The sequence below is a fragment of the Bryocella sp. genome, from assembly GCF_058498515.1.
In genome coordinates, this window is the sequence record NZ_JBMHYI010000050.1 from 1 (window position 1) to 18,885 (window position 18,885).

The 18,885-nt window shown below is 62.9% G+C and carries 14 protein-coding genes and 1 tRNA gene; 6 read left to right on the top strand and 9 right to left on the bottom strand.

Going from position 1 to position 18,885, the window contains the following annotated elements; all coding sequences use genetic code 11:
* Together AC5E6W_RS16220 and AC5E6W_RS16225 are read right to left on the bottom strand one after the other, a co-directional pair.
* On the bottom strand, positions 1-3,387 hold a 3,387-nt coding region (locus tag AC5E6W_RS16220), incomplete at its 3' end, for a vitamin B12-dependent ribonucleotide reductase (RefSeq protein ID WP_491753370.1).
* Between the two features lie 645 nt (positions 3,388-4,032).
* The gene (locus AC5E6W_RS16225) at positions 4,033-6,693 is read right to left on the bottom strand and encodes a S53 family peptidase (protein WP_491753371.1); all 2,661 of its coding nucleotides are present in this window, start codon (positions 6,691-6,693) and stop codon (positions 4,033-4,035) included.
* Between the two features lie 611 nt (positions 6,694-7,304).
* Between AC5E6W_RS16225 and AC5E6W_RS16230 the strand changes: the two genes are divergently transcribed.
* Positions 7,305-7,511 (top strand): hypothetical protein, encoded by a 207-nt coding sequence (locus AC5E6W_RS16230; RefSeq protein WP_491753372.1) that lies wholly within the window; start codon positions 7,305-7,307, stop codon positions 7,509-7,511.
* 30 nt (positions 7,512-7,541) lie between these two features.
* Here AC5E6W_RS16230 and AC5E6W_RS16235 read toward each other — a convergent pair.
* Positions 7,542-7,617: transfer RNA gene (locus AC5E6W_RS16235), tRNA-Ile, on the bottom strand.
* 106 nt (positions 7,618-7,723) lie between these two features.
* On the opposite strand from AC5E6W_RS16235, the gene AC5E6W_RS16240 reads away from it, so the two are divergent.
* The 3 genes from AC5E6W_RS16240 (at position 7,724) to AC5E6W_RS16250 (ending at position 13,610) form a co-directional block, all read left to right on the top strand.
* The gene (locus AC5E6W_RS16240) at positions 7,724-9,772 is read left to right on the top strand and encodes an acyltransferase family protein (protein WP_491753373.1); all 2,049 of its coding nucleotides are present in this window, start codon (positions 7,724-7,726) and stop codon (positions 9,770-9,772) included.
* Between the two features lie 417 nt (positions 9,773-10,189).
* Positions 10,190-12,793 (top strand): TonB-dependent receptor, encoded by a 2,604-nt coding sequence (locus tag AC5E6W_RS16245; RefSeq protein ID WP_491753374.1) that lies wholly within the window; start codon positions 10,190-10,192, stop codon positions 12,791-12,793.
* 79 nt (positions 12,794-12,872) lie between these two features.
* Positions 12,873-13,610, top strand: coding sequence for an acid phosphatase (locus AC5E6W_RS16250; protein ID WP_491753375.1), 738 nt, complete (start codon positions 12,873-12,875; stop codon positions 13,608-13,610).
* Here AC5E6W_RS16250 and AC5E6W_RS16255 read toward each other — a convergent pair.
* The 4 genes from AC5E6W_RS16255 to AC5E6W_RS16270 form a co-directional block, all read right to left on the bottom strand.
* On the bottom strand, positions 13,607-14,104 hold the full coding sequence (locus AC5E6W_RS16255; protein WP_491753376.1) for a hypothetical protein: 498 nt from the start codon (positions 14,102-14,104) through the stop codon (positions 13,607-13,609). The genes AC5E6W_RS16250 and AC5E6W_RS16255 overlap by 4 nt on opposite strands.
* Before the next feature lie 151 nt (positions 14,105-14,255).
* Positions 14,256-14,783 (bottom strand): YraN family protein, encoded by a 528-nt coding sequence (locus AC5E6W_RS16260; RefSeq protein WP_491753377.1) that lies wholly within the window; start codon positions 14,781-14,783, stop codon positions 14,256-14,258.
* 2 nt (positions 14,784-14,785) lie between these two features.
* Positions 14,786-15,304: a hypothetical protein gene (locus tag AC5E6W_RS16265; RefSeq protein WP_491753378.1), complete on the bottom strand. Its 519-nt coding sequence runs from the start codon at positions 15,302-15,304 to the stop codon at positions 14,786-14,788.
* A 2-nt stretch (positions 15,305-15,306) separates the two neighbouring features.
* Entirely contained in the window at positions 15,307-15,582 is a 276-nt protein-coding gene (locus AC5E6W_RS16270) for a hypothetical protein (RefSeq protein WP_491753379.1), read from the bottom strand.
* 105 nt (positions 15,583-15,687) lie between these two features.
* Between AC5E6W_RS16270 and pyrG the strand changes: the two genes are divergently transcribed.
* On the top strand, positions 15,688-17,349 hold the full coding sequence (gene pyrG / locus AC5E6W_RS16275; RefSeq protein WP_491753380.1) for a CTP synthase: 1,662 nt from the start codon (positions 15,688-15,690) through the stop codon (positions 17,347-17,349).
* Here the strand turns inward: pyrG and AC5E6W_RS16280 are convergent.
* Together AC5E6W_RS16280 and AC5E6W_RS16285 are read right to left on the bottom strand one after the other, a co-directional pair.
* Entirely contained in the window at positions 17,339-17,773 is a 435-nt protein-coding gene (locus AC5E6W_RS16280; RefSeq protein ID WP_491753381.1) for a type II toxin-antitoxin system VapC family toxin, read from the bottom strand. The two genes, pyrG and AC5E6W_RS16280, sit on opposite strands and share 11 nt — an antisense overlap.
* Complete coding sequence (locus AC5E6W_RS16285; RefSeq protein WP_491753382.1) at positions 17,770-18,060, bottom strand: AbrB/MazE/SpoVT family DNA-binding domain-containing protein; 291 nt, start codon at positions 18,058-18,060, stop codon at positions 17,770-17,772. The genes AC5E6W_RS16280 and AC5E6W_RS16285 overlap by 4 nt, the downstream gene beginning before the upstream one ends.
* Before the next feature lie 51 nt (positions 18,061-18,111).
* Between AC5E6W_RS16285 and AC5E6W_RS16290 the strand changes: the two genes are divergently transcribed.
* Positions 18,112-18,774 (top strand): DUF4230 domain-containing protein, encoded by a 663-nt coding sequence (locus tag AC5E6W_RS16290; RefSeq protein WP_491753383.1) that lies wholly within the window; start codon positions 18,112-18,114, stop codon positions 18,772-18,774.
* Positions 18,775-18,885: the final 111 nt, after the last annotated feature.

The following is an 18,885-nucleotide window of genomic DNA, read 5'->3' on the forward strand; positions in this document are numbered from 1 at the left end:
GCTTCCGCATTCCATGCAGCGGTGGCAGGCTCCGTTGCGGACCATGATGGCTCCGCAGGTGCTGCAGGAGGGGGCGTCGCCCATGTCGTACATGCCCTTCATCGCGTCGGAGGCGTGGTACAGGCCGTTGTCTGCGACGTTGAGGGTGCCGGTGGTGGGGATGCCGTTCGAGGCGATGATGTCGCGGGAGATCATCGCCTGCGGCTCGCTTGCTATGCCCTGCTGCGGGGCGCGGCGGTCGTTGAGCTGTTCGGCGGTGGAGCCGGCGTAGCTGGTGGGTTCGTGGGAGGAAACTGCAGGTCCCTCCGCTTCGCTGCGGGATGACAAATAAGGGGTGGTCGCGGTGACGGAGCTGTCGGCTCCGGTGATGGAACCCGCGACCGGGACGCTCTGCGACAGGCTCGCCGCCGGACGCATGTTGGCGAAGAGGTCGAGCTGGTGTCCGGAGAGGAAGCGGAGCTGCATCCAGCGGAAGAGGTAGTCCATGATGCTCTTCGCATAGCCGATCTGTTCGTTGCCGGTCCAGCCGGAGGGCTCGAAGCGGGTGTGGGCGAACTTCTCGCAGAGGAGCTTCAGCGGCACGCCGTGCTGGAGGCACATGGAGACGGCAGTGGCGAAGGAGTCCATGAGGCCGGAGATGGTGGAGCCCTCCTTGGCCATGCGGATGAAGATCTCACCGGGGGTTCCGTTGGGGTAGAGGCCGACGGTGAGGTAGCCCTCGTGGTCGGCGATGCGGAACTTGTGGGTGATGGAGGCACGCTCGGACGGGAGACGATGGCGCACGGCGCGGGGCGGTGCGGTCTGGTCGGCGGCGTCGTGGGCGGAGCCAGCGGTGGCGAGGAGCTCCTTGACGCGGAGTTCGAGGGCGGCCTTGGCCTGGTTGGCTGCGGTCGCTTCGGCCTGGGCGCTGGCGAGAGCAGCGGTCAGGGCTGCGGCGGCTTCCGCTGAGGCCTGTGCGGCTTCCGACCCCACCCTTTGCTGCGCAGAGGATGGGCTACCCGCTTCGGTAGAGGTGACGGCGGTGCCCTTCTTGTCGGCGTCGGTCTGGGCGGAGACGTTGAGGGGCTGGGTTCCCTTGGAGCCGTCGCGGTAGATGGCTACGGCCTTGAGGCCGAGACGCCAGGATTCCATGTAGGCTTCGGCGATGTCGTCGACGGAGCAGTCGTTGGGGAGGTTGACGGTCTTGGAAATCGCCCCGGACAGGAAAGGCTGCGTGGCGGCCATCATGCGGACGTGGCCGGTCCAGGAGATGGTGCGGGTTCCCTTGGCGGGCTTGAAGGAGCAATCGAAGACGGGGAGGTGCTCGGCCTTGAGGCCGGGTGCGCCTTCGATGGTGCCGGTGGCGTCGATGTAGTTGACGATGCCTTCGACTTCCTGCTCGGAGTAGCCGAGCTTGAAGAGGGCTCCGGGGACGGTGTTGTTGACGATCTTGATCATGCCGCCGCCGACGAGCTTCTTGTACTTGACGAGGGCGAGATCGGGCTCGATGCCGGTGGTGTCGCAGTCCATCATGAAGCCGATGGTTCCAGTGGGAGCGAGGACGGTGACCTGGGAGTTGCGGTAGCCGAAGCGCTCGCCAAGGACGAGAGCTTCATCCCATGCAGCCTGGCTGGCGGCCTTCATCTCGGCGAGCTGGGGAGCGATGAAGCCGAGGGAGTCTTCGTGTCCAACGCCAACGGGCTTGAGGTTCTTATCGATGTTGTTGACCTCGGCGCGGTGCATGCGGACGACGTCGAGGAAGGGCTCGCGGTTGACGTAGAAGCCGGGGCAGGCGCCGCCTTCGATGTGCGCGCGCTGGGTGAGCGGAGTTGCGGCCCCGAGTGAGGGGCAGGTTTCGGCGATACGCGCAGACTGCGCGTAGGCGTCGCCGCAGAGGATGGCGGTGACGGTGGCGGCGAAGGCGCGGCCGGCGTCGGAGTCGTAGGGCAGGCCGAAGTTCATGAGCAGCGCGCCGAGGTTGGCGTAGCCAAGGCCGAGCGGGCGGTAGTCGTGCGAGTTCTTGGCGATCTGCTCGGTGGGGTAGCCGGCGGCGTCGACGATGATCTCCATCGCGGTGGTGACGACGCGGATGGCGTGGCGGTAGCTCTCGACGTCGAACTGGCCGCCGGGGGTGAGGAACTTCATGAGGTTGAAGCTGGCCAGGTTGCAGGCGGAGTCATCGAGGAACATGTACTCCGAGCAGGGATTGCTGGCGTTGATGCGGGCGGTGTTCTTGGAGGTGTGCCAGCGGTTGATGGTGGTGTCGTACTGCATGCCGGGGTCGCCGCACTGCCAGGTGGCTTCGGCGATCTGGTGCATGAGGTCGCGGGCCTTGTAGGTCTTGACGTCCTTGCGATCCTTGACGGTATGGGTAGTGAAGTCGCTGTCGGTCTCGACGGCGTGCATGAACTCGTCGGTGACGCGGACGGAGTTGTTGGCGTTCTGGAAGAAGATGGAGGCGAAGGCCTCGGAGTCGGGGCCGGAGCCGTCGTAGCCAGCCTGCATGAGGTGCCAGGCCTTGGCTTCTTCCTTCACCTTGCACTGGATGAAGTCTTCGATGTCGGGATGATCGACGTTGAGGATGACCATCTTGGCGGCGCGGCGGGTCTTGCCGCCGGACTTAATGACGCCGGCGAAGGCGTCGAAGCCGCGCATGAAGCTGAGCGGGCCGGAAGCGGTGCCACCGCCGGAGAGGGTTTCCATGCTGCCGCGGATCGCGGAGAGGTTGGAGCCTGCGCCTGAACCCCACTTGAAGAGCATGCCCTCAGTCTTGGCGAGGGTGAGGATGGAGTCGAGCGAATCGCCGACGGAGTTGATGAAGCACGCGGAGCACTGGGGATTGCTGTAGCCGGTGGTCGAGAAGAGGACCTTACCCTGCTCGGCGTTCCAATGCCAGTTCTGGGCATCGGAGTTGGGTTCGAGGCGATCGCAGCCAACGTTGAACCAGACGGGCGAGTTGAAGGCGGCCTTCTGGTTGACGAGGAGGTGGGTGAGCTCGGCGAAGAAGATGTCTGCGTCTTCCTGGGACGCGAAGTAGCCGTCGCGGATGCCCCAGTCGCGCATGGACTCGGCCACGCGGCTGATGAGGGCACGGACGCCGGACTCGCGCTCGGGGGTTCCGACGCGGCCGTGGAGATACTTGGAGGCGACGATGTTGGTCGCGGTCATGGACCAGTCGGCGGGAACGTCGACGTTCTTCTGCTCGAAGATGAGCTTGCCCTTGTAGTCCTGGATGACGGCGTCGCGGAGCTCCCACGCGACTTCATCGAGGGGCGATACACCTGGGCGGGTGAAGTGGCGGGTAAACGAAAGGCCGGGGGCATGGCCGGGCGCAGGCCTGTGCGCTGCGGGCGAGGGGCTGAGGGCTTCATCAAGGGCGTGGACTGCGGTGTTGCTGATTTCGGACATCGTGTGTGGTACCTCCCGGCGGAGAGTTATGCGAAGAAAAAGTGGTGCAGGGCCGGAGAACCGGCCGGGCTGAAGACAATAAGACGCTTAGGTCTGGGAAACAAAGATCGGGGTTCGTGTTCCGTCGCGGGTCGTAAGGGCTTTTCTCCAGACCGACAAGCGCAGCAGAACCTGCGGCCCGGGCATATGTTGCCGGACCGGAGACCGAATAAGGCCTGTTGTGCGAGCGGTCCGGCCAAGAAAAGCGGCTTCACCAGAACCAGCGGTGAGTGTGAAAGTACCGCTCCATCTGGTACGAGTCAAGTATAAAGCAACTAGATCTTGTGGTGTCTACGCAGATACCCTTACGGCGGTAACCTGCGCGGCCGTTTCGGCATCGAGGTGCGGTTTTCTTGGGGTTTTCTTGTGGAAACCGCCGGGAATCCGCGGCAATTGCGGACTTTTGTTACGTCAACATGAATGGCCTGTTTCAGGGTACCGAAAAGGGCGTTGTGGAGAGCACCAAGAGTTCGTGCAAAACGGGGACTGCGGAACGAAGGTAATGAGGATCAGCCGGCCCCAAAGCCCAAAGATTAGATGTGTGGGCGCGAAAGAAGACGCCCTCACCGGAGTGAGGGCGTCGGGGGAAGCGGTGCTCGTTCAGGCTTAGTCGACCGTCAGGGTCAGCGTGGTGCTGGCGGTGATGGTCGAGGTGGTGGTGTCCGTGCCCTTGATCGTGAGGGTGTAGACGTTCTTGGTGGCGTTCGTGGTCGTGATGGTGGTGGTTCCGCCGGAGTTGTTGGAGGTTCCGCCGGAGCAGCCGGTCAGCGAGAGGCCGCCGACCATCAGGAGGCCCATGGCGACCAGACCCTTGAGCTTGCGGGAGCGGCGGCCGAAGTAGCCAGTGACGAGCAGGCCGGTGAGGGCGATGCCCTCCGGCAATCTGCTGTGGCTGGGCTGCTGTGGCGCGGAGGCTGAGGCGATGTTGCCCGCGCCGAGCCGGGCCATGAAGGAGGTGCCGGACGTGCAGCTCGTGCTGCTGGTCTGGATGGTGAGCGTGGCGGTAGCGGCTGTGGTTCCGGTGACCACGGCTGAGGGCAAGGTGTAGCAGGCGTTGGTGATCGAGGGGCTGGAGGTGATGGTCCAGGCGACGGTTCCGGTGTAGCCGCCGGCGGGGGTTACGGTGATGGTCGAGGTGCCGGAGGAGCCGGCGGCGAGGGTCAGTGCCGTGGGAGTGGCGGCCACGGTGAAGGACTTGGTCGAAGTTGACCCGCCAGCTGGGCCCCAGGCCGTCATCAGGTTGTAGAAGTTCGGCGAGCCCAGGCCGGAGGCCATGTCGTAGCCAGTGCCGGCGGTGTACAGGGAGTTTTGATTGCCGCTGCCGCAGAGGGAGACGCCGACGGTGCACTCATTGCCGCCGGAGGTGACGTCGTGGAAGGCGGAGGCATAGGTAGTGGAGTTGGCTGCCAGCGTATACAGCTTCGACGTTACCAAGCCCTGGCCGGCAGTGTCATTGAGATACTGATTGACGATGGCGACCAGGCCGGCAAAGAGGGGTGCGGCGAAGCTGGTGCCGCCGCCAATCTCCGCGTAACCGGTAGTGGTCAGGAAGCCACTGGCGCAGGATCCGGAGACCCCGGTCGACTGGGAGTCGCTGGAGCAGAAGAGGTAGCCGGGATAGCTGGGCGAGGCGGCCAGGGAGACGTCCGGGACGAGGCGATAGGCTGCCGCGGTGGTAGCCACACCGGTCTGCCAGCTGGGGCGGGCGAAGAGCGTGCTGATGCCACCGCCGCCGGCCGAGAGATAGTTACCGAGCGAGTTACCACTGGCGAAGGGTGTGGTGCTGTCGTCGTTCCAGACCTGCTCGGGGATGTAGGAGAGCGCGGAACCGATGACATTCGAAGTGCTCGCGGAGGCCCAGTAGGTGGTGTTGTTGGCAGCGACATCGGCTGCGGGAAACTCGGTGCCTCCCACTCCAACAGCGTAGGCGCTGGATGCAGGATAGCTAACGTTGAGCATCTGCTCATAGCCGAGCTCGGTGGGGGTCAAGCCGGAGTTGCCGAAGTCGCCGGCGCACGCGGTCGAGCCGGTGTCGCCGGAGGAATTGACGAAGGTCTGGCCCTGGGCGGCGGCCTCCTGCAGGATGACCTCGATGGCCGCGACGTCGGAGCCTGAGCCTGCAACCTGGTTGGTTCCATTGGTTGCGGCGAACTCACACTCTCCATAGCTGAGGGTGATGACCTGGCCGACCGGGGGCTTGGCCTGGACGGCATAACTCAGCGCGTCGAAGATGCCATAGATCGGATCTCCGTGCGAATCGAGGGCGCCGCCGGTGTAGACGAAGTTGATGGTGGCTCCCGGGGCGATGCCTCCGGAGTACTCCAGGTCGATGTCGCTCTCGGCCTCGTCGCCCGATGCCGGATTGTTGCCCGGGTTGATCGTAGACGTGCCAGTGCCCGGTACCAGGGTGAGCGTCGGGGCCTTTACGGTCAGACCTGCAGCGGTCTGGAAGTTGGTCATGTCGCTGGAGACAATGGCCGACTGGCCGAGGACTGCGATGGTCTGGCCCGCGCCAGTGTAGCCGGCGTTATAGGCCGCCTTGACGTTGTAGATGGTGGCGACATCCGCCGGAACGAGGAAGTGTTGATCCTTGGGTGCGAAGGTGTAGTTGGGCTTGACGGCAACCGGCTGTCCGAGAACCGCACGCGGCTTCAGGCGGAAGTTGGAGAGGTGACGCACGCCGGAGACGACACTTGCGAGCGCGGCGGGAAGGGTTAGATCGGACGCGGGGGCAAAGTGGGCCTCGGTCTCGGTGGGGCTGCGGTAGTAATGCAGCGAGGTTCCGAACGCGGCAGCGACCTGGCCGGCGGTCCCACTGAAGGAGATGCCGAGACGGTTGGGGCTGACGCCGGTGACGCTGAAGCCCTGCGAAGAGAGCCAGGCCTGCGCGGTGGCGAGGTCGGCGTCGGACATGCCGAAGCGGGCGGCGAACTGCGTGGGCGTGAGCCACTGGTGGTAGAGCGCCGAGGAGGGATCCTGCTGGGCGGCGAGCAGCGAACCCAGGTCAGTCTGCTGGGTGTCGCTCATCGTGAAGCTCAGTTCCAGCCCCTGAAGCTGGAACGAGCTCTCCACCGGACCGCGATCGAAGGCGGCGACGGCGCGTGCGGACTTCGAATGGGCCAGGGTGACGCGATTACCGTTGTCGATCGCGGCGGTGATGCGGGAGCGGCTGGCCTGGGCCTGGGACTGGCCGGAAGCTCCACTGACGGCTACGGCAAGGAGTGTGGCCGAGACGGCGCGAAAAAGGGAACGATGACTGGATCTCATGGGGAGCATGTCTTCCTGTTGAGGCCCTCACTGGCGGAGGCTGGCAAGCGTGCGGTGGAGGTTGTGGTTGGTAGGGAGACCCGGCGCTGCCTCGCGGTCAAAAGAACCGGTGGAGTGAGAGCTGGCCCGAGATCGTACCGAGTAGGACGTGGCGCTGGACACCGAGGAGTACAGCGCCGGGATTGGGCAGGCAAACAGAGAGACAGGGTTGGAGCGCAGGCAGGGGAATGTGGCAGGCCTCATGGCCGGTCCTTGCTCTCTGCCGATCTGATCTGCCTCTATCTAACGGTCAGATGCCTGGATTGTTTCGTTTCAGGGCAGGGGAGATGGATGGGTCACCGCCCTTTTCGGGAACGATAGTGCGGTCAGGCGCTCGCCTGCCCTGAACGGTGGGAGGAACGGCAGTTCCAGCATAGCTGCGGCGGGAGTGGCGGGGGGCCGGCTGGAGGCGAAGGTTGCCGAGGAGGTAAACGGCCTGCGCGTGGCGGGATTTGGCCTTGGCGTCTACGCGGGGGGGTACTGGAGTGCGACAGAATCTCCGGGCCGGGCGGCGGAGAGGCTCGTGGCGGCATCGTACGCTCAGCCGGTGTTCTGGCAAGGAGTGGTGGTCGATGAGCACAGAGAGCAGCCCGAACAGGAACACGGAGCGCGCACCGGCGAAGACCACGCAGCAGGAGACCACGCGGCAGGGAAGCGGCCCCGAGGCGCCTCCTGAGGCTCCGGTAGCGAAGGAAACGGAGAAGCCGGCGGAAGAGAACATCAAGCCGTCAGCTCCGGGAGAGACGGGGACGACCCCGGGCACGAACTGGAAGCAGTGAAGGGATGGGGAAGAGACCCGGGTGGCGAAGTGGTGGGCCCACCAGGACTCGAACCTGGAACCAAGGGATTATGAGTCCCCTGCTCTGACCATTGAGCTATAGGCCCTTCAACGACTTACGCAGCATGCCTTCCGCGCGAGCCAACGCGGCGCGGCCCTCACCATATTAAGCCTCAAGGCCAGTTCCATGCGAATGGAAAAGGGGACCCCGAATTGTCACAGTCCAATGACGGTGGAGCCGTTGGATTTTCCTGGTTCAGAACACAAGGACGCGTCAACTACCGGCCCGATATCGACGGGCTACGTGCTATATCGATTCTTGCTGTCATTCTCTTTCACGCCGGGGTTCCCTTTCTCGGGGGCGGCTTTGTGGGCGTGGATGTGTTCTTCGTCATCTCGGGATATCTGATCGGATCCCACGTCTTCAAGCAGGTGTCGAACGGCACGTTCAGCTACCGCGACTTCTACATCCGGCGTACGAAACGAATTCTTCCGGCGGCGCTGGCCGTCATCGTGGCGGTGCTGGTGCTTGGCTGCCTGCTGCTCGATTCGAGGGAGCTGAAGTCCCTGGCAGCGCAGGTAGTGGCCAGCGTGGCTTCGGTTTCCAATATTTTCTACTGGTACGAGACGTCGTATTTTTCGCCCTCGGCTGAGCTGAAACCGCTGCTGATGACGTGGTCGCTGGGTATCGAGGAACAGTTCTACCTGTTCTTCCCGGTCGTGGTGGTGACGGTGCTGCGCTTCCGGCGGAGCCTGGCGCTCCCGGTGTTGTGGGCGCTGAGCGTGATCTCGCTGATCGTTTCCGTGCTGGCGATCCGTCATGACCACGCGGGTTCGGCGTTCTTCCTGCTGCCGTACCGGTGGTGGGAGCTTGGCGCGGGAACGATCCTGGGCATCGTCGAGGTGCAACGCGGCGGACCTATGAGGAAGACGAGGGTCACGAACGAACTTCTCGGCGTGGCGGGACTTGCTGCGATCCTGGTCTCGGCGTTCGTGTACGACGCTCATACTCCCTTCCCGGGGCTGGCGGCGCTGGCGCCGGTGGCGGGTGCAGTTGCGGTGCTCGCAGCGCAGGGAAGCTGGATCAACCGGAGGGTGCTGTCCTTCCGGCCGCTGGTGGTGGTGGGGTTGATCTCCTACTCGATTTATCTGTGGCACTGGCCGCTGTTGAGTTTTGGCGCGATTCTTTCGGGAGAGCATATGACGGCATCCGTGCGGGCGCTGCTGGTGGGTGCGTCGCTGGTGCTGGGCGTGCTGTCCTATCGCTATATCGAGGTGCCTTTCCGGCGTGCGGCTGGAAGCGGAGCGACGCTATGGCGCTATGCGGCGACCTCGGGTGCGATCGCAGCCGTCGGTGCAGTTCTCATCTTCGCGCATGGATGGCATGGCCGATACAGCCGCGCGGAGGCGATTGAGACAAGTGTCGGCACCTACGAGACGTGTCTTGGCATGGACACGGCGACGACGCCGGTGCGAGGCTCGCTGTGTGGCCCGGCGCATCTGCACCAGCCCACGGTGGCGCTGCTGGGAGACAGCCATGCGACGGCCCTGGGCAGTTCTCTTCGGGATGGGGCTTCGCGTTCCGGCGACGCTTTGGTGATCTACGCCAAGCAGGCGTGTCCGAGTACGGGCCTCGCCACGGCGACATATGGGTATCGCGGGCAGTGCGAAAGCTTCAACCAGGATGTGTTGCGGGAGCTCGTGTCCGATCCGGACGTGGTGCTGGTGGTATTCGCTTCGTCGTGGCTGCGGCCGTTCGCGCCGAGCAATCGAGGCTCGCTGTACCTGTTCCATGGCCAGACGGGCGGGACGCTGGAGGACAGCTGGAGGAACCTGGAGGCTGGCCTTCGCGATAGTGTGCAGCGGATGCGATCGGCGGGGAAGGCGGTGGTGCTGCTGGATGATGATCCGACGCTGGATGCGGATCCGCGGCTGATCGCGTTGGCGAATGCGATCCCGTTGCGACAGCTTGGGGCAGACCTGGTCGCGTCTCCACGGCCGCAATTCGAACGCGAGGCTCATGTGCGGACGTCGGATGAGATTCGAATGCGCGGTGTTCTGGACAGGATCGCGGGTTCCACGGGAGCGCGTGTTTGGAGTGCGTATGACAGGCTCTGCGATGCTACGAGCTGCGAGATCATCGCGAACGGCGTGCCGCTGTACGCGGACTCCAACCACCTGACGCCGGCGGGTGCTGCGATCGCGACCGCACAGGGCGGTTTATTTTCGCCGTCGGGTCGGCGAGCCCCGGTGAAGCGATAGGCTCTGGACTGATGGACGTGGATAACAACAACGAGGGACGCCGAATTGGCGTCCCTCGCGTATTACTTGGTGATGTGGTTATGGGTTAGCGGCCCTTGGGCTTGAGGCCGAAGGTGACCGACATCATGATGCTGCGGCCGGGGAGGATGCTGATGGAGTCCGCTCCGGCGATGGGCGCCGTGATGAAGGTGGCGTTGAAACTGAGGTGGGTCTTGGTCTGATCGCTCGAGGACGATAAGGAGGGTGATCACTGTCACTCAATGAAGATTGGAATGGATCGTCATTCGGGACCGACACGCCTCCATAACCTTAAAATTTCCTTAAGCTCCTTTAAACCGTACTGTAACTGTAACGTCACAATCAGTCCATAAAATCCCGCTAACTTCCTCGCATCACTACTTTGAGGGAGACCTGCCTGTGCTTTCCGCACGCTTGCATCTTGCTGCGCTTTCAGCCGCCAGCATTCTTTTCGCAATTAATCTTTCAGCGCAAACAGCCCCGTCGATCACAGGATCTGTTGTCGACAGCAAGGGTTCACTGGTTGCACACGCGAAGATCGCGGTTCACTCGCCCGACAATAAGGTAACTCGCAGCGCCGTCGCCGATGATGCCGGTCACTTTGCGCTTGGCAACATGCCTCCGGGTAGCTATATCCTCGACGCGGATGCGCCCGGGTTTGCGACCACGCACGAAACGAGCGTGACGATCGCTGCCGACAAACCTACGGATCTGACTGTCACTCTGCGCATCGGAAACCTGGAACAGATGGTAGAAGTGCAGGCCGACGCGTCGAATTCCGTCGCCGCCCAGCAGGCCCCCATGGACGCTCGTCTCGATGCCCGTTCCGCGCGTACGGAGATCACGTCGCACTTCATCGAGAACTACACGACTCCCACGGCCGACAACACCGAGATGATCTTCTTCGCGCCGGGCACGTTCTCCGTGAACCCCAATGGCAGCGGCCTGGGCGACTCAAAGAACTTCTTCCGCGGCTTCTCCGACGGCAACTACGACATTACCTTCGACGGCATCCCTTACGAGGATACGAACTCACCCACGCATCACTCCTGGGCGTTCTTCCCCGCACCGTTTATCGGCAGCGTTGACTTCGATCGCTCGCCGGGCACCGCCTCGACCGTTGGGCCGACGCCGTTCGGCGGCTCGATCAACATGCTTTCGAAGACGCTGCGCCAGAACCCGGACATCATCGGCTCGGTGAGCTACGGTTCGTGGAACACCATCCTGACGGACGTCCAGATCAACTCCGGAGCACTCGGCGCCAACAAGAAGACGCACTTTCTCGCCGACTTCAACCACCTGACATCGGATGGCTTTGAAACCTGGAACGCGCAGATGCGTTCGGCCGGCGACATCAAGGTGGAATACCGGTTCAACGATGAGAAGATCCTGACCGGTTATAGCGGCGTCGGCCTGCTCGACACCAACACCCCCAACACCAAGGGACCCACGCGTACCCAGTACCTGGCCCAATACAACTACCTGCTGCAGAACACCGATCCCACCCGCGCGGACTATGCGGGCTACAACTACTACCACATCCCCTCGGACTTCGAGTATGTCGGGTTCATCATGCCGCTGGGCCATGGCTGGCACGTGGACACCAAGCAGTACACGTATAGCTATTACAACCAGCAGAACTACGCTGCGACACCCAAGACGGGTGTAGTCTCGGCGACGAACTGCCTACCGGAAGGCACGCAGAACTGCGGTACGGATAAGCTGAACAGCTATCGCAAGTATGGCGACATCACGACAGTGAGCCAGGTGTCGAAGTACGGCATCTTCCGCACGGGTCTCTGGTACGAGTGGGCGACGACGTCGCGGCACCAGATTCCGCAGGATCCGATCACCCATGCGGATACGGTGGTGCCGAACTTCAACGAGTTCTTCTGGACCAACAGCTACCAGCCCTTCGCCGAGTACGAGTGGCACCCCACGCTGAAGCTCACGGTCACCGGCGGAGCGAAGTTCTCGCGCTATACGTTCGACCTGAAGCAGCTGGCCGATAACGGTGGCGCCATCGGTCCGCTCCCGGCAGGACAGACAGCGGCCTATCACTACGCGACCTACAATACCGCGCTGCCTTCGGCGGACGTGAACTACCGTTTCCGCGAGAACTGGTCGGCCTACGCGCAGTTTGGCACCGGCAGCCTCATTCCTCCGTCCAGCGTCTTCGACGTGGCAAACACCGCTGGTGGTCTTGGCGCCCAACTCATCAATCCTGTCAGCGTGCTGCCGAAGCAGACCAAGGCCTACACCTATCAGGCTGGCTCGGTCTTCAAGCAGCGTCGCTTCACCCTCGACGGCGACTTCTACTATGTGCTCTTCGGCAACGGCTACACCGCCTCTCCGGATCCAAACGCAGGGGCCGCAGGTTCGAGCGAGTATCAGAGCTCCGGCAACTCAACCACCAAGGGCTTTGAGGGCGAAGCCAACGTTTCGCTCACGCACGGCCTGCTCGTCTACCTTAACGGCACGGTCGGCTCCGCGCGCTACACCAGCCAGAGCATCCTCACGGGCACCTCGACCGGCAACAAGTACTACATCAATCCCAACAACGGTGTGTGGATGGCCAGCACTCCGGCCAACACCGAAACCTGGGGCCTGACCTACAACGCGCACGGCTTTGACTTTGGCTGGTTCACGAAGCGCATCGGCCCGATGTGGAATGACAACAAGGCTCCCGTGGTGTTGAGCTATACGGACGGCACCAAGGACACGAAGACGACCAGCATCACTGCCAGCCAGGTCATTCCGATCTCGCCGTTCACGCTGTCGAATCTGTTCCTGAACTACAACGTCCATCAGATTCCGCACTTCGGAGAATCGAAGCTTCGCCTCAGCCTCAATAACCTCTTCAACGCGCAGGGCATCACCGGCCTCACCGCCGCAACTGCCGGAACGACGTTTACTCCTAACGCTGGTGACACGCTTACTCTGCTCCCTGGCCGGAGCATCACGGTGTCCTTCCAGATTGGCCTCACCCGCCGCGCGGAATAACTTCCGCGTGGACCAACCCAGGCAGACCGGTTAGCGCCGGTCTGCCTTTTCTTATCCCTTTTGTAGGAGAGGCCGCCCGTTGCGATTGATCCTTCTTCTCCTTCTCTCTACCTCTGTAGCCGGTGCGCAACAGGCTTCTCCCGCGAAGCCGGCGCGGACCAGCCCGTGGTTCGATGCGCAAACCATTGACTTCATCGCGCTCACCCCTGCTCCTCCGGCGCCGGGCTCGGAGCGTGATCTGCAGGACATGAAGGACGTCCTGCTCGCACAGCGCACTCGCACGCCCTCGCAGATTCAGCAGGCCCAGGCGGACGACAAGGAAGAAGACATGTTCGTCTTCGCGTCGATCCTCGGGCCGAAGTTCAACGCGGCCGAGCTGCCGCGAACAGCCGCGTTCTCACAGCACCTGCGCGAGGCCTCCGGGGTGATCAACAACCCACTGAAGATCCGCTTCGGGAGGCCGCGTCCGTTTGTCACGTCGGCGGAGGTCCATCCTGTCTGCGAGAAGACGTCTTCCAACTCCTATCCCAGTGGGCACAGCATGGTTGGCACGCTGGAGGCACTGGCACTCACCCAGATCGCTCCCGAGCGCTCACCGGAGATCCTCCATCGCCTGGACCAGTACGCACAGAACCGCGTAGTGTGCGGCGTTCATTTCCCGAGCGATGTTGCGGCGTCACGCCTCATCGCCTCATCGCTGTACGGTCTCATCGCTGCTTCACCTGCGTTTCAGACGGAACTCGCATCTGCGAGGGCGGAAGTCCGGAGCCACCTGCATCTGTCAGATACTCCCGTCCAGGCGTACGCCGTCCCCTAGTAGCGGGTGAGCTCGTGGGGCGCGGGCCAGGTGAGAGTTCCATCGGCGCGAAGGTAGTAGAGGAAGATCTCCTTCTTGTCGTTCACGTTGACCGCGACGATGATGCCGGTGCCGAAGTTGCCGCTGCCGTCGGTGGCGGAGGCGTCGACGTGGTGGCGGGTGATGGGCTCCTTGATGGGGCTGTAGTTGGTCCAGTCTTCGGTGAAGCGGGCGAGCGGGTAGTCCTTGTACTTGTCAGGATGCTGCTGCCAGGTGGGGTCGCTGTTGTAGATGCCGAAGGCCTTGGCGTAGTCCTTGGCCTCGAGGGCGTCGAAGAAGCGGCCGACCTTATATTGCGCGGGGAAGTTGGAGAAGGCCCAGCCGTGGCCGGTGACGTAGCCCACGAAGGTGAGCAGGATGAGAAGGACGATCGACGCACCGATGCCGATGAGGATGCGCTTGTTGCGCTTCTCTTTGGCGGGGTTAAAGGCGGGGGCGTTCATCAGGCTGCTCATGGCGGTCGTCCTTGGAGATCGATGTCGTGACCCTTCGCCGACGGTGAAGGGTGTTCGCAAACTATTAGACACCGGAGGCGGGGGAATCGGATGTTTGGGGGCAGCGTCCTTCGGACGTTAGCGGCCTGCAGCCGGTAGCCGCCTTCGCCGGTTAGCGAAGTGCCTGGCGGCGGTGGGGATAATCCTCGCGGAGGGGGAAGGCGTTTTCGTAGAGCTCGCACTCCACCTTATCGCCGAGGAGGTAGACGGCGACGACGTTGAAGCGGATGCGGAGTTGTTCGCGCTCGGTGTCGGGGTACTGGCGGAGATAGGCTCGGGCGACGCGGCGGAGGATGCGCTGCTTGGCGGGGTCGACCTGGGCCTGGGCGGGATAGAGGTCGCGGCGGGTGCGGGCTTTGACCTCGAAGACGACGAGGGTGGGGCCTTGCTGGGTTTCCGTCCAGGCGACGAGGTCGAGGTCTCCGGGGCCGCGAGGCGCGCGCCAGCGGCGGGCGGTGATTTGCCAGCCGCGTTCGCGGAGCCAGAAGAAGGCGGCGTCTTCGCCGCGTTCGCCGGTGAGGAGGTGGTCGGGTTTGGGGCGCTTTCCGGAGAGAAGGGCGCGAGCGGCCAGGCGGTCGTCGGCTACACGGCGGAGATGGGTGTAGAGGCGGGCTTCGAGGCTGAGAAGCGCCGTGCGCATGTTCATTTCGACCAGCGGCTTCCGAAGGCAAGAGCCGTGAGGAAGACACGCGCCTCGGGGGTGTCGCGGAGTGCGCTCCAGCGGTGGAACGCTTCCTCTGCTTCTGCTACGCGTGACAGCGCAACGGTCCGAACCGGAACGAAACTCACGTTGTAGTCGGCGTCGTGGCGGGCCTGTTGAAGCTGACAGAAGAGCGTCGCCACCTTCTCCAGATCGGGAGAGACGGTTTCTTTCAGCAGATCCTGAAGCTCGTTGGTCAAAAGCCGCCTTGCGAAGGCGCGGCACACACCCGCCATCTCTTTGTGTCCGAAGGAACGACCGACCCGCGCCGACATTGCCGAGGATGCCCAGGGCAGCAGCAGGTATAAGGACTCCGCGATCAGGAGATGGAAGACGGCATAGTATGCCGTTGAGACGGCACGACGGAGGTCTGCCTGCGATGACTGCGTACTTTGCGCAGATGGACTATTGAGAGTGGCCAAAAGGCGCGCGGTTCTTAGCAGATCATCGTGGAGCGCCATGATCAGGCGGCAACAAAATCCACGTACTCGAAGTACGGAAGGTTCAAGGCGGATAGCGCGCGAAGTGTCCGATCTACCACCTCGGACAGCTGCTTCGCCCGATCTTCGTCGGAGAGGTGGATAGGCTCGACTGCGTAGATGATGAACCAGGACGGCTCACCGAAACCGTTTTCTCTTAGCTCCACGGCGTGGAGGGCAACGCCTTCCGGCAGCGAGAGGGAGGCGAGCGCTTCGCGAATCGCCTCCTGCGGAGGCGTGATCTGGGCAAGAGCAGCCATGCGGTCACTATACTCCGCGTGCCGGGGGATGCACAGACGGGCTGGGATATACTTGATCGTGCCCACCAAGCACCAACCAAACTCACAATTAAAGAGGTCGCCGCAATGTCAGCAAAGTACATCTTTGTAACGGGCGGAGTTGTGTCTTCCCTCGGCAAGGGGCTGGCGGCTGCGTCCATCGGCTGCCTTCTGGAAGCTCGCGGACTCCGTGTCAACATGATGAAATTCGATCCGTATCTGAACGTGGATCCGGGCACGATGTCGCCGTTCCAGCATGGCGAGGTGTTCGTGACCGATGACGGCGCGGAGACGGACCTGGACCTCGGGCACTACGAGCGGTTCACGCATGCGAGACTGAGCCGCGACAACAACCTGACGACGGGCAGGATCTACGAGCAGATCATCACCAAGGAACGCCGCGGGGATTATCTCGGCAAGACGGTGCAGGTGATCCCGCACGTGACCAACGAGATCAAGAACGCGGCGAAGAAGGTCGCGGCGGCGAGCGATGTCGACGTGGTGCTGGTGGAGATTGGCGGCACGGTGGGCGATATCGAGTCGCTGCCATTCCTGGAGGCGATTCGCCAGATGCGGCAGGAGTTGGGCCGCGACAACACGCTGTTCATCCACACGACGCTGATTCCTTGGATTGCGGCGGCGCAGGAGCTGAAGACCAAGCCGACGCAGCACTCGGTAAAGGAGATGCTGTCGATCGGCATCCAGCCGGACATCCTGCTGTGCCGCGCGGACCGCGAAGTGCCGCGCGAGATGCGCGAGAAGATTGCGGCGTTCTGCAATGTGGAGCAGGCGGCGGTGATCATTGCGCGCGATGTGCCGAGCATTTACGAAGTGCCGCTAAACTTCGCGGGCCAGGGTGTGGACGATCTGGTGCTGAAGTATCTGCGCATCGAGGCGAAGCCCGCGGACCTGAGCAAGTGGATCGACATCGTGCATCGGGCTTACAACCCGGTGGACGAGGTCGTGATTGGGATTGTGGGCAAGTATGTGGAGTATGAGGACTCGTACAAGAGCTTGAAGGAGTCGCTGGTGCATGGCGCGCTGGCGGAGAACCTGAAGCTCAAGGTGGTGTGGGTGGAAGCCGAAGGGCTCGAGGCTGACACGTATGAGTCGCCGGCGGTGCAATCGCAGCTGGAGGGGTTCGACGGCATCCTGGTACCGGGCGGGTTTGGTAAGCGCGGCATCGAGGGCATGTTGAATGCGATCCGTTATGCGCGCGAAAACAACGTGCCGTACTTCGGGATCTGCCTGGGCATGCAGACGGCGTGCATCGAGTACGCGCGCAATGTGTGCGGGCTGACGAAGGCGAACTCGGGCGAGTTCGATCCGGCGACGCCGCACCGGATCATCTACAAGCTGCGCGAGCTGACGGGCGTGGAAGAGATGGGCGGAACGATGCGGCTGGGCGCGTGGGAGTGTGTGCTGGAGCCAGGGTCACTGGCTGCGAAGGCGTATGGGACGACGACGATCAGCGAGCGGCATCGGCACCGGTATGAGTTCAACCGCGAGTATGAGGCGGTGCTCGTAGGCGGCGGATTGAAGCTGACCGGGACGACGCCCGATGCGACGTATGTGGAGATCGTGGAGATCCCGACGCACCCGTTCTTCCTGGGCTGCCAGTTCCATCCGGAGTTCAAGTCGAAGCCGCTGGAACCGCATCCGCTGTTCCGGAACTTTGTGAAGGCCAGCTATGCGAACCGCGGGCTGAAGAAGGCGGAGGGTGTGGTGAAGGCGGAGATCAGGGCGTAGGTTCCAGGATGATGCTTGAGAGGTCGGGGGCGGCCAGGCGGAAATGCCGCACGTTGAGCGTATAGATCGCGGTTGCCTTAGCTTTTTGCGCACAAGCTACGAGGCCGGCATCATGCACGATCCCGCTTACGAGCCTGCGGGCTGCACAATCCCGGACTACGACCATTTGTTCTGCCGAGGACAGGCTAACGAGCGTGGTGAGTGACTCGATGCGATCGACGATAGCGATCGCATCGGTAGGAGAGACGCGGTCCGGGCGTGGCATTCGCGTAAGCACCGAATACAGCTCGGCCATGGAATGCGCGCCGCAACCCATCTTGCGTCGCTTCGAGATCGTATCTGAGAGCAATTCGAAGCACGCCGCGTGCCGCTCGTGTCGAGCTAGGCTCGCAGCGATGTAGATCGAGGTGTCGAGGAAGATCATTTGCGCAGGCCGGGTCCCTGCACAAATCTCATGCGGGCGTCCCGAACCTCGTCGATCTGACGCAGCGTGTCCTCGATGGTGATCGGGGGACCGCCGCTGTCGTACACGAGCAGGCCCCGGTCTTCGTAGAGTCCGCGTGGGCGCGGCTTCTGAAGCGTCATCTTCTCATCCGAGAACTCGAGCTTCAGGCTGTCTCCGGCGCGCAAGCGCATGGCGTCGCGGACCTTTTTGGGGACCACGATGCGGCCGGCTTTATCGATCTCTACCGTGGCATTCATGAATGCCATTTTACCATTTCAAAATGGCATTTCCGGCGCGTGGCTGTACAGTAGTTCGTGATGACGATGCAATACGACTACCGGGATGGGCGGCGGCGGAGCGGCGGGGCGTTCTTCGGCGTGCTATTGGCCATTGTTCTTGGCGGGGTTGTGCTGGGGGTCTTTGTGCACCAGGCGCGATCGGGCTTTGCAGGGCGGCTGGCGTCGATGATCTCGGGGCGGCCGATGACCATTGTGACGGCTCCCGATGTGATCGACAAGATTGAGCGGCTGAACCGGCTGGAGACGGTGGTCTATTCGACCGACACGGTGGTGGAGGGCAATGAGTCGAGCCCGGTGCTGCCGGATGCGCTGGCGGGCGACCGGCTGCTGATGATCGTGCATGGGCAGACGATTGCGGGTGTAGACCTGAGCCAGCTGAAGCCGGAGAGTGTGCAGATCAGCGAGGGCAAGGATGGGCGGACGATCCATCTCACGCTGCCTGCGTCGCAGGTATTTCTTACGACGCTGGATAACAAGAAGACGCGTGTCTACCAGCGCGATACGGGGCTGCTGGTGAAGGCGGATCCGAACCTGGAGACGGCGGTGCGGCAGAAGGCGCAGGGCGATCTGCAGCAGGCGGCGCTGACGGACGGGATCCTGGATGCGGCGTCGAAGAATGCGCGGACGACGGTGACGGCGCTGCTCGAGGGGTTGGGGTTTGCGCACGTGGATGTGAAGTAGTGGCAAGTGCCAAGGGCCAAGGCCAATGCATGAGGATTGAGTTCTGAGCTGTGGGTTTGGAGCTGGGTTTGGAGATGGGAGTTGTGAGCTGCGAGTTTTCTCTTCAGTTCC

Excerpts from the sequence above, each read along its gene's own strand:
- AC5E6W_RS16225 (WP_491753371.1), bottom strand. The coding sequence starts at position 6,693 with ATGAGATCCAGTCATCGTTCCCTTTTTCGCGCCGTCTCGGCCACACTC.
- AC5E6W_RS16230 (WP_491753372.1), top strand. The coding sequence starts at position 7,305 with ATGAGCACAGAGAGCAGCCCGAACAGGAACACGGAGCGCGCACCGGCG.
- AC5E6W_RS16255 (WP_491753376.1), bottom strand. The coding sequence starts at position 14,104 with ATGAGCAGCCTGATGAACGCCCCCGCCTTTAACCCCGCCAAAGAGAAG.
- AC5E6W_RS16260 (WP_491753377.1), bottom strand. The coding sequence starts at position 14,783 with ATGCGCACGGCGCTTCTCAGCCTCGAAGCCCGCCTCTACACCCATCTC.
- AC5E6W_RS16265 (WP_491753378.1), bottom strand. The coding sequence starts at position 15,304 with ATGGCGCTCCACGATGATCTGCTAAGAACCGCGCGCCTTTTGGCCACT.
- AC5E6W_RS16270 (WP_491753379.1), bottom strand. The coding sequence starts at position 15,582 with ATGGCTGCTCTTGCCCAGATCACGCCTCCGCAGGAGGCGATTCGCGAA.
- pyrG (WP_491753380.1), top strand. The coding sequence starts at position 15,688 with ATGTCAGCAAAGTACATCTTTGTAACGGGCGGAGTTGTGTCTTCCCTC.
- AC5E6W_RS16280 (WP_491753381.1), bottom strand. The coding sequence starts at position 17,773 with ATGATCTTCCTCGACACCTCGATCTACATCGCTGCGAGCCTAGCTCGA.
- AC5E6W_RS16285 (WP_491753382.1), bottom strand. The coding sequence starts at position 18,060 with ATGGCATTCATGAATGCCACGGTAGAGATCGATAAAGCCGGCCGCATC.
- AC5E6W_RS16290 (WP_491753383.1), top strand. The coding sequence starts at position 18,112 with ATGACGATGCAATACGACTACCGGGATGGGCGGCGGCGGAGCGGCGGG.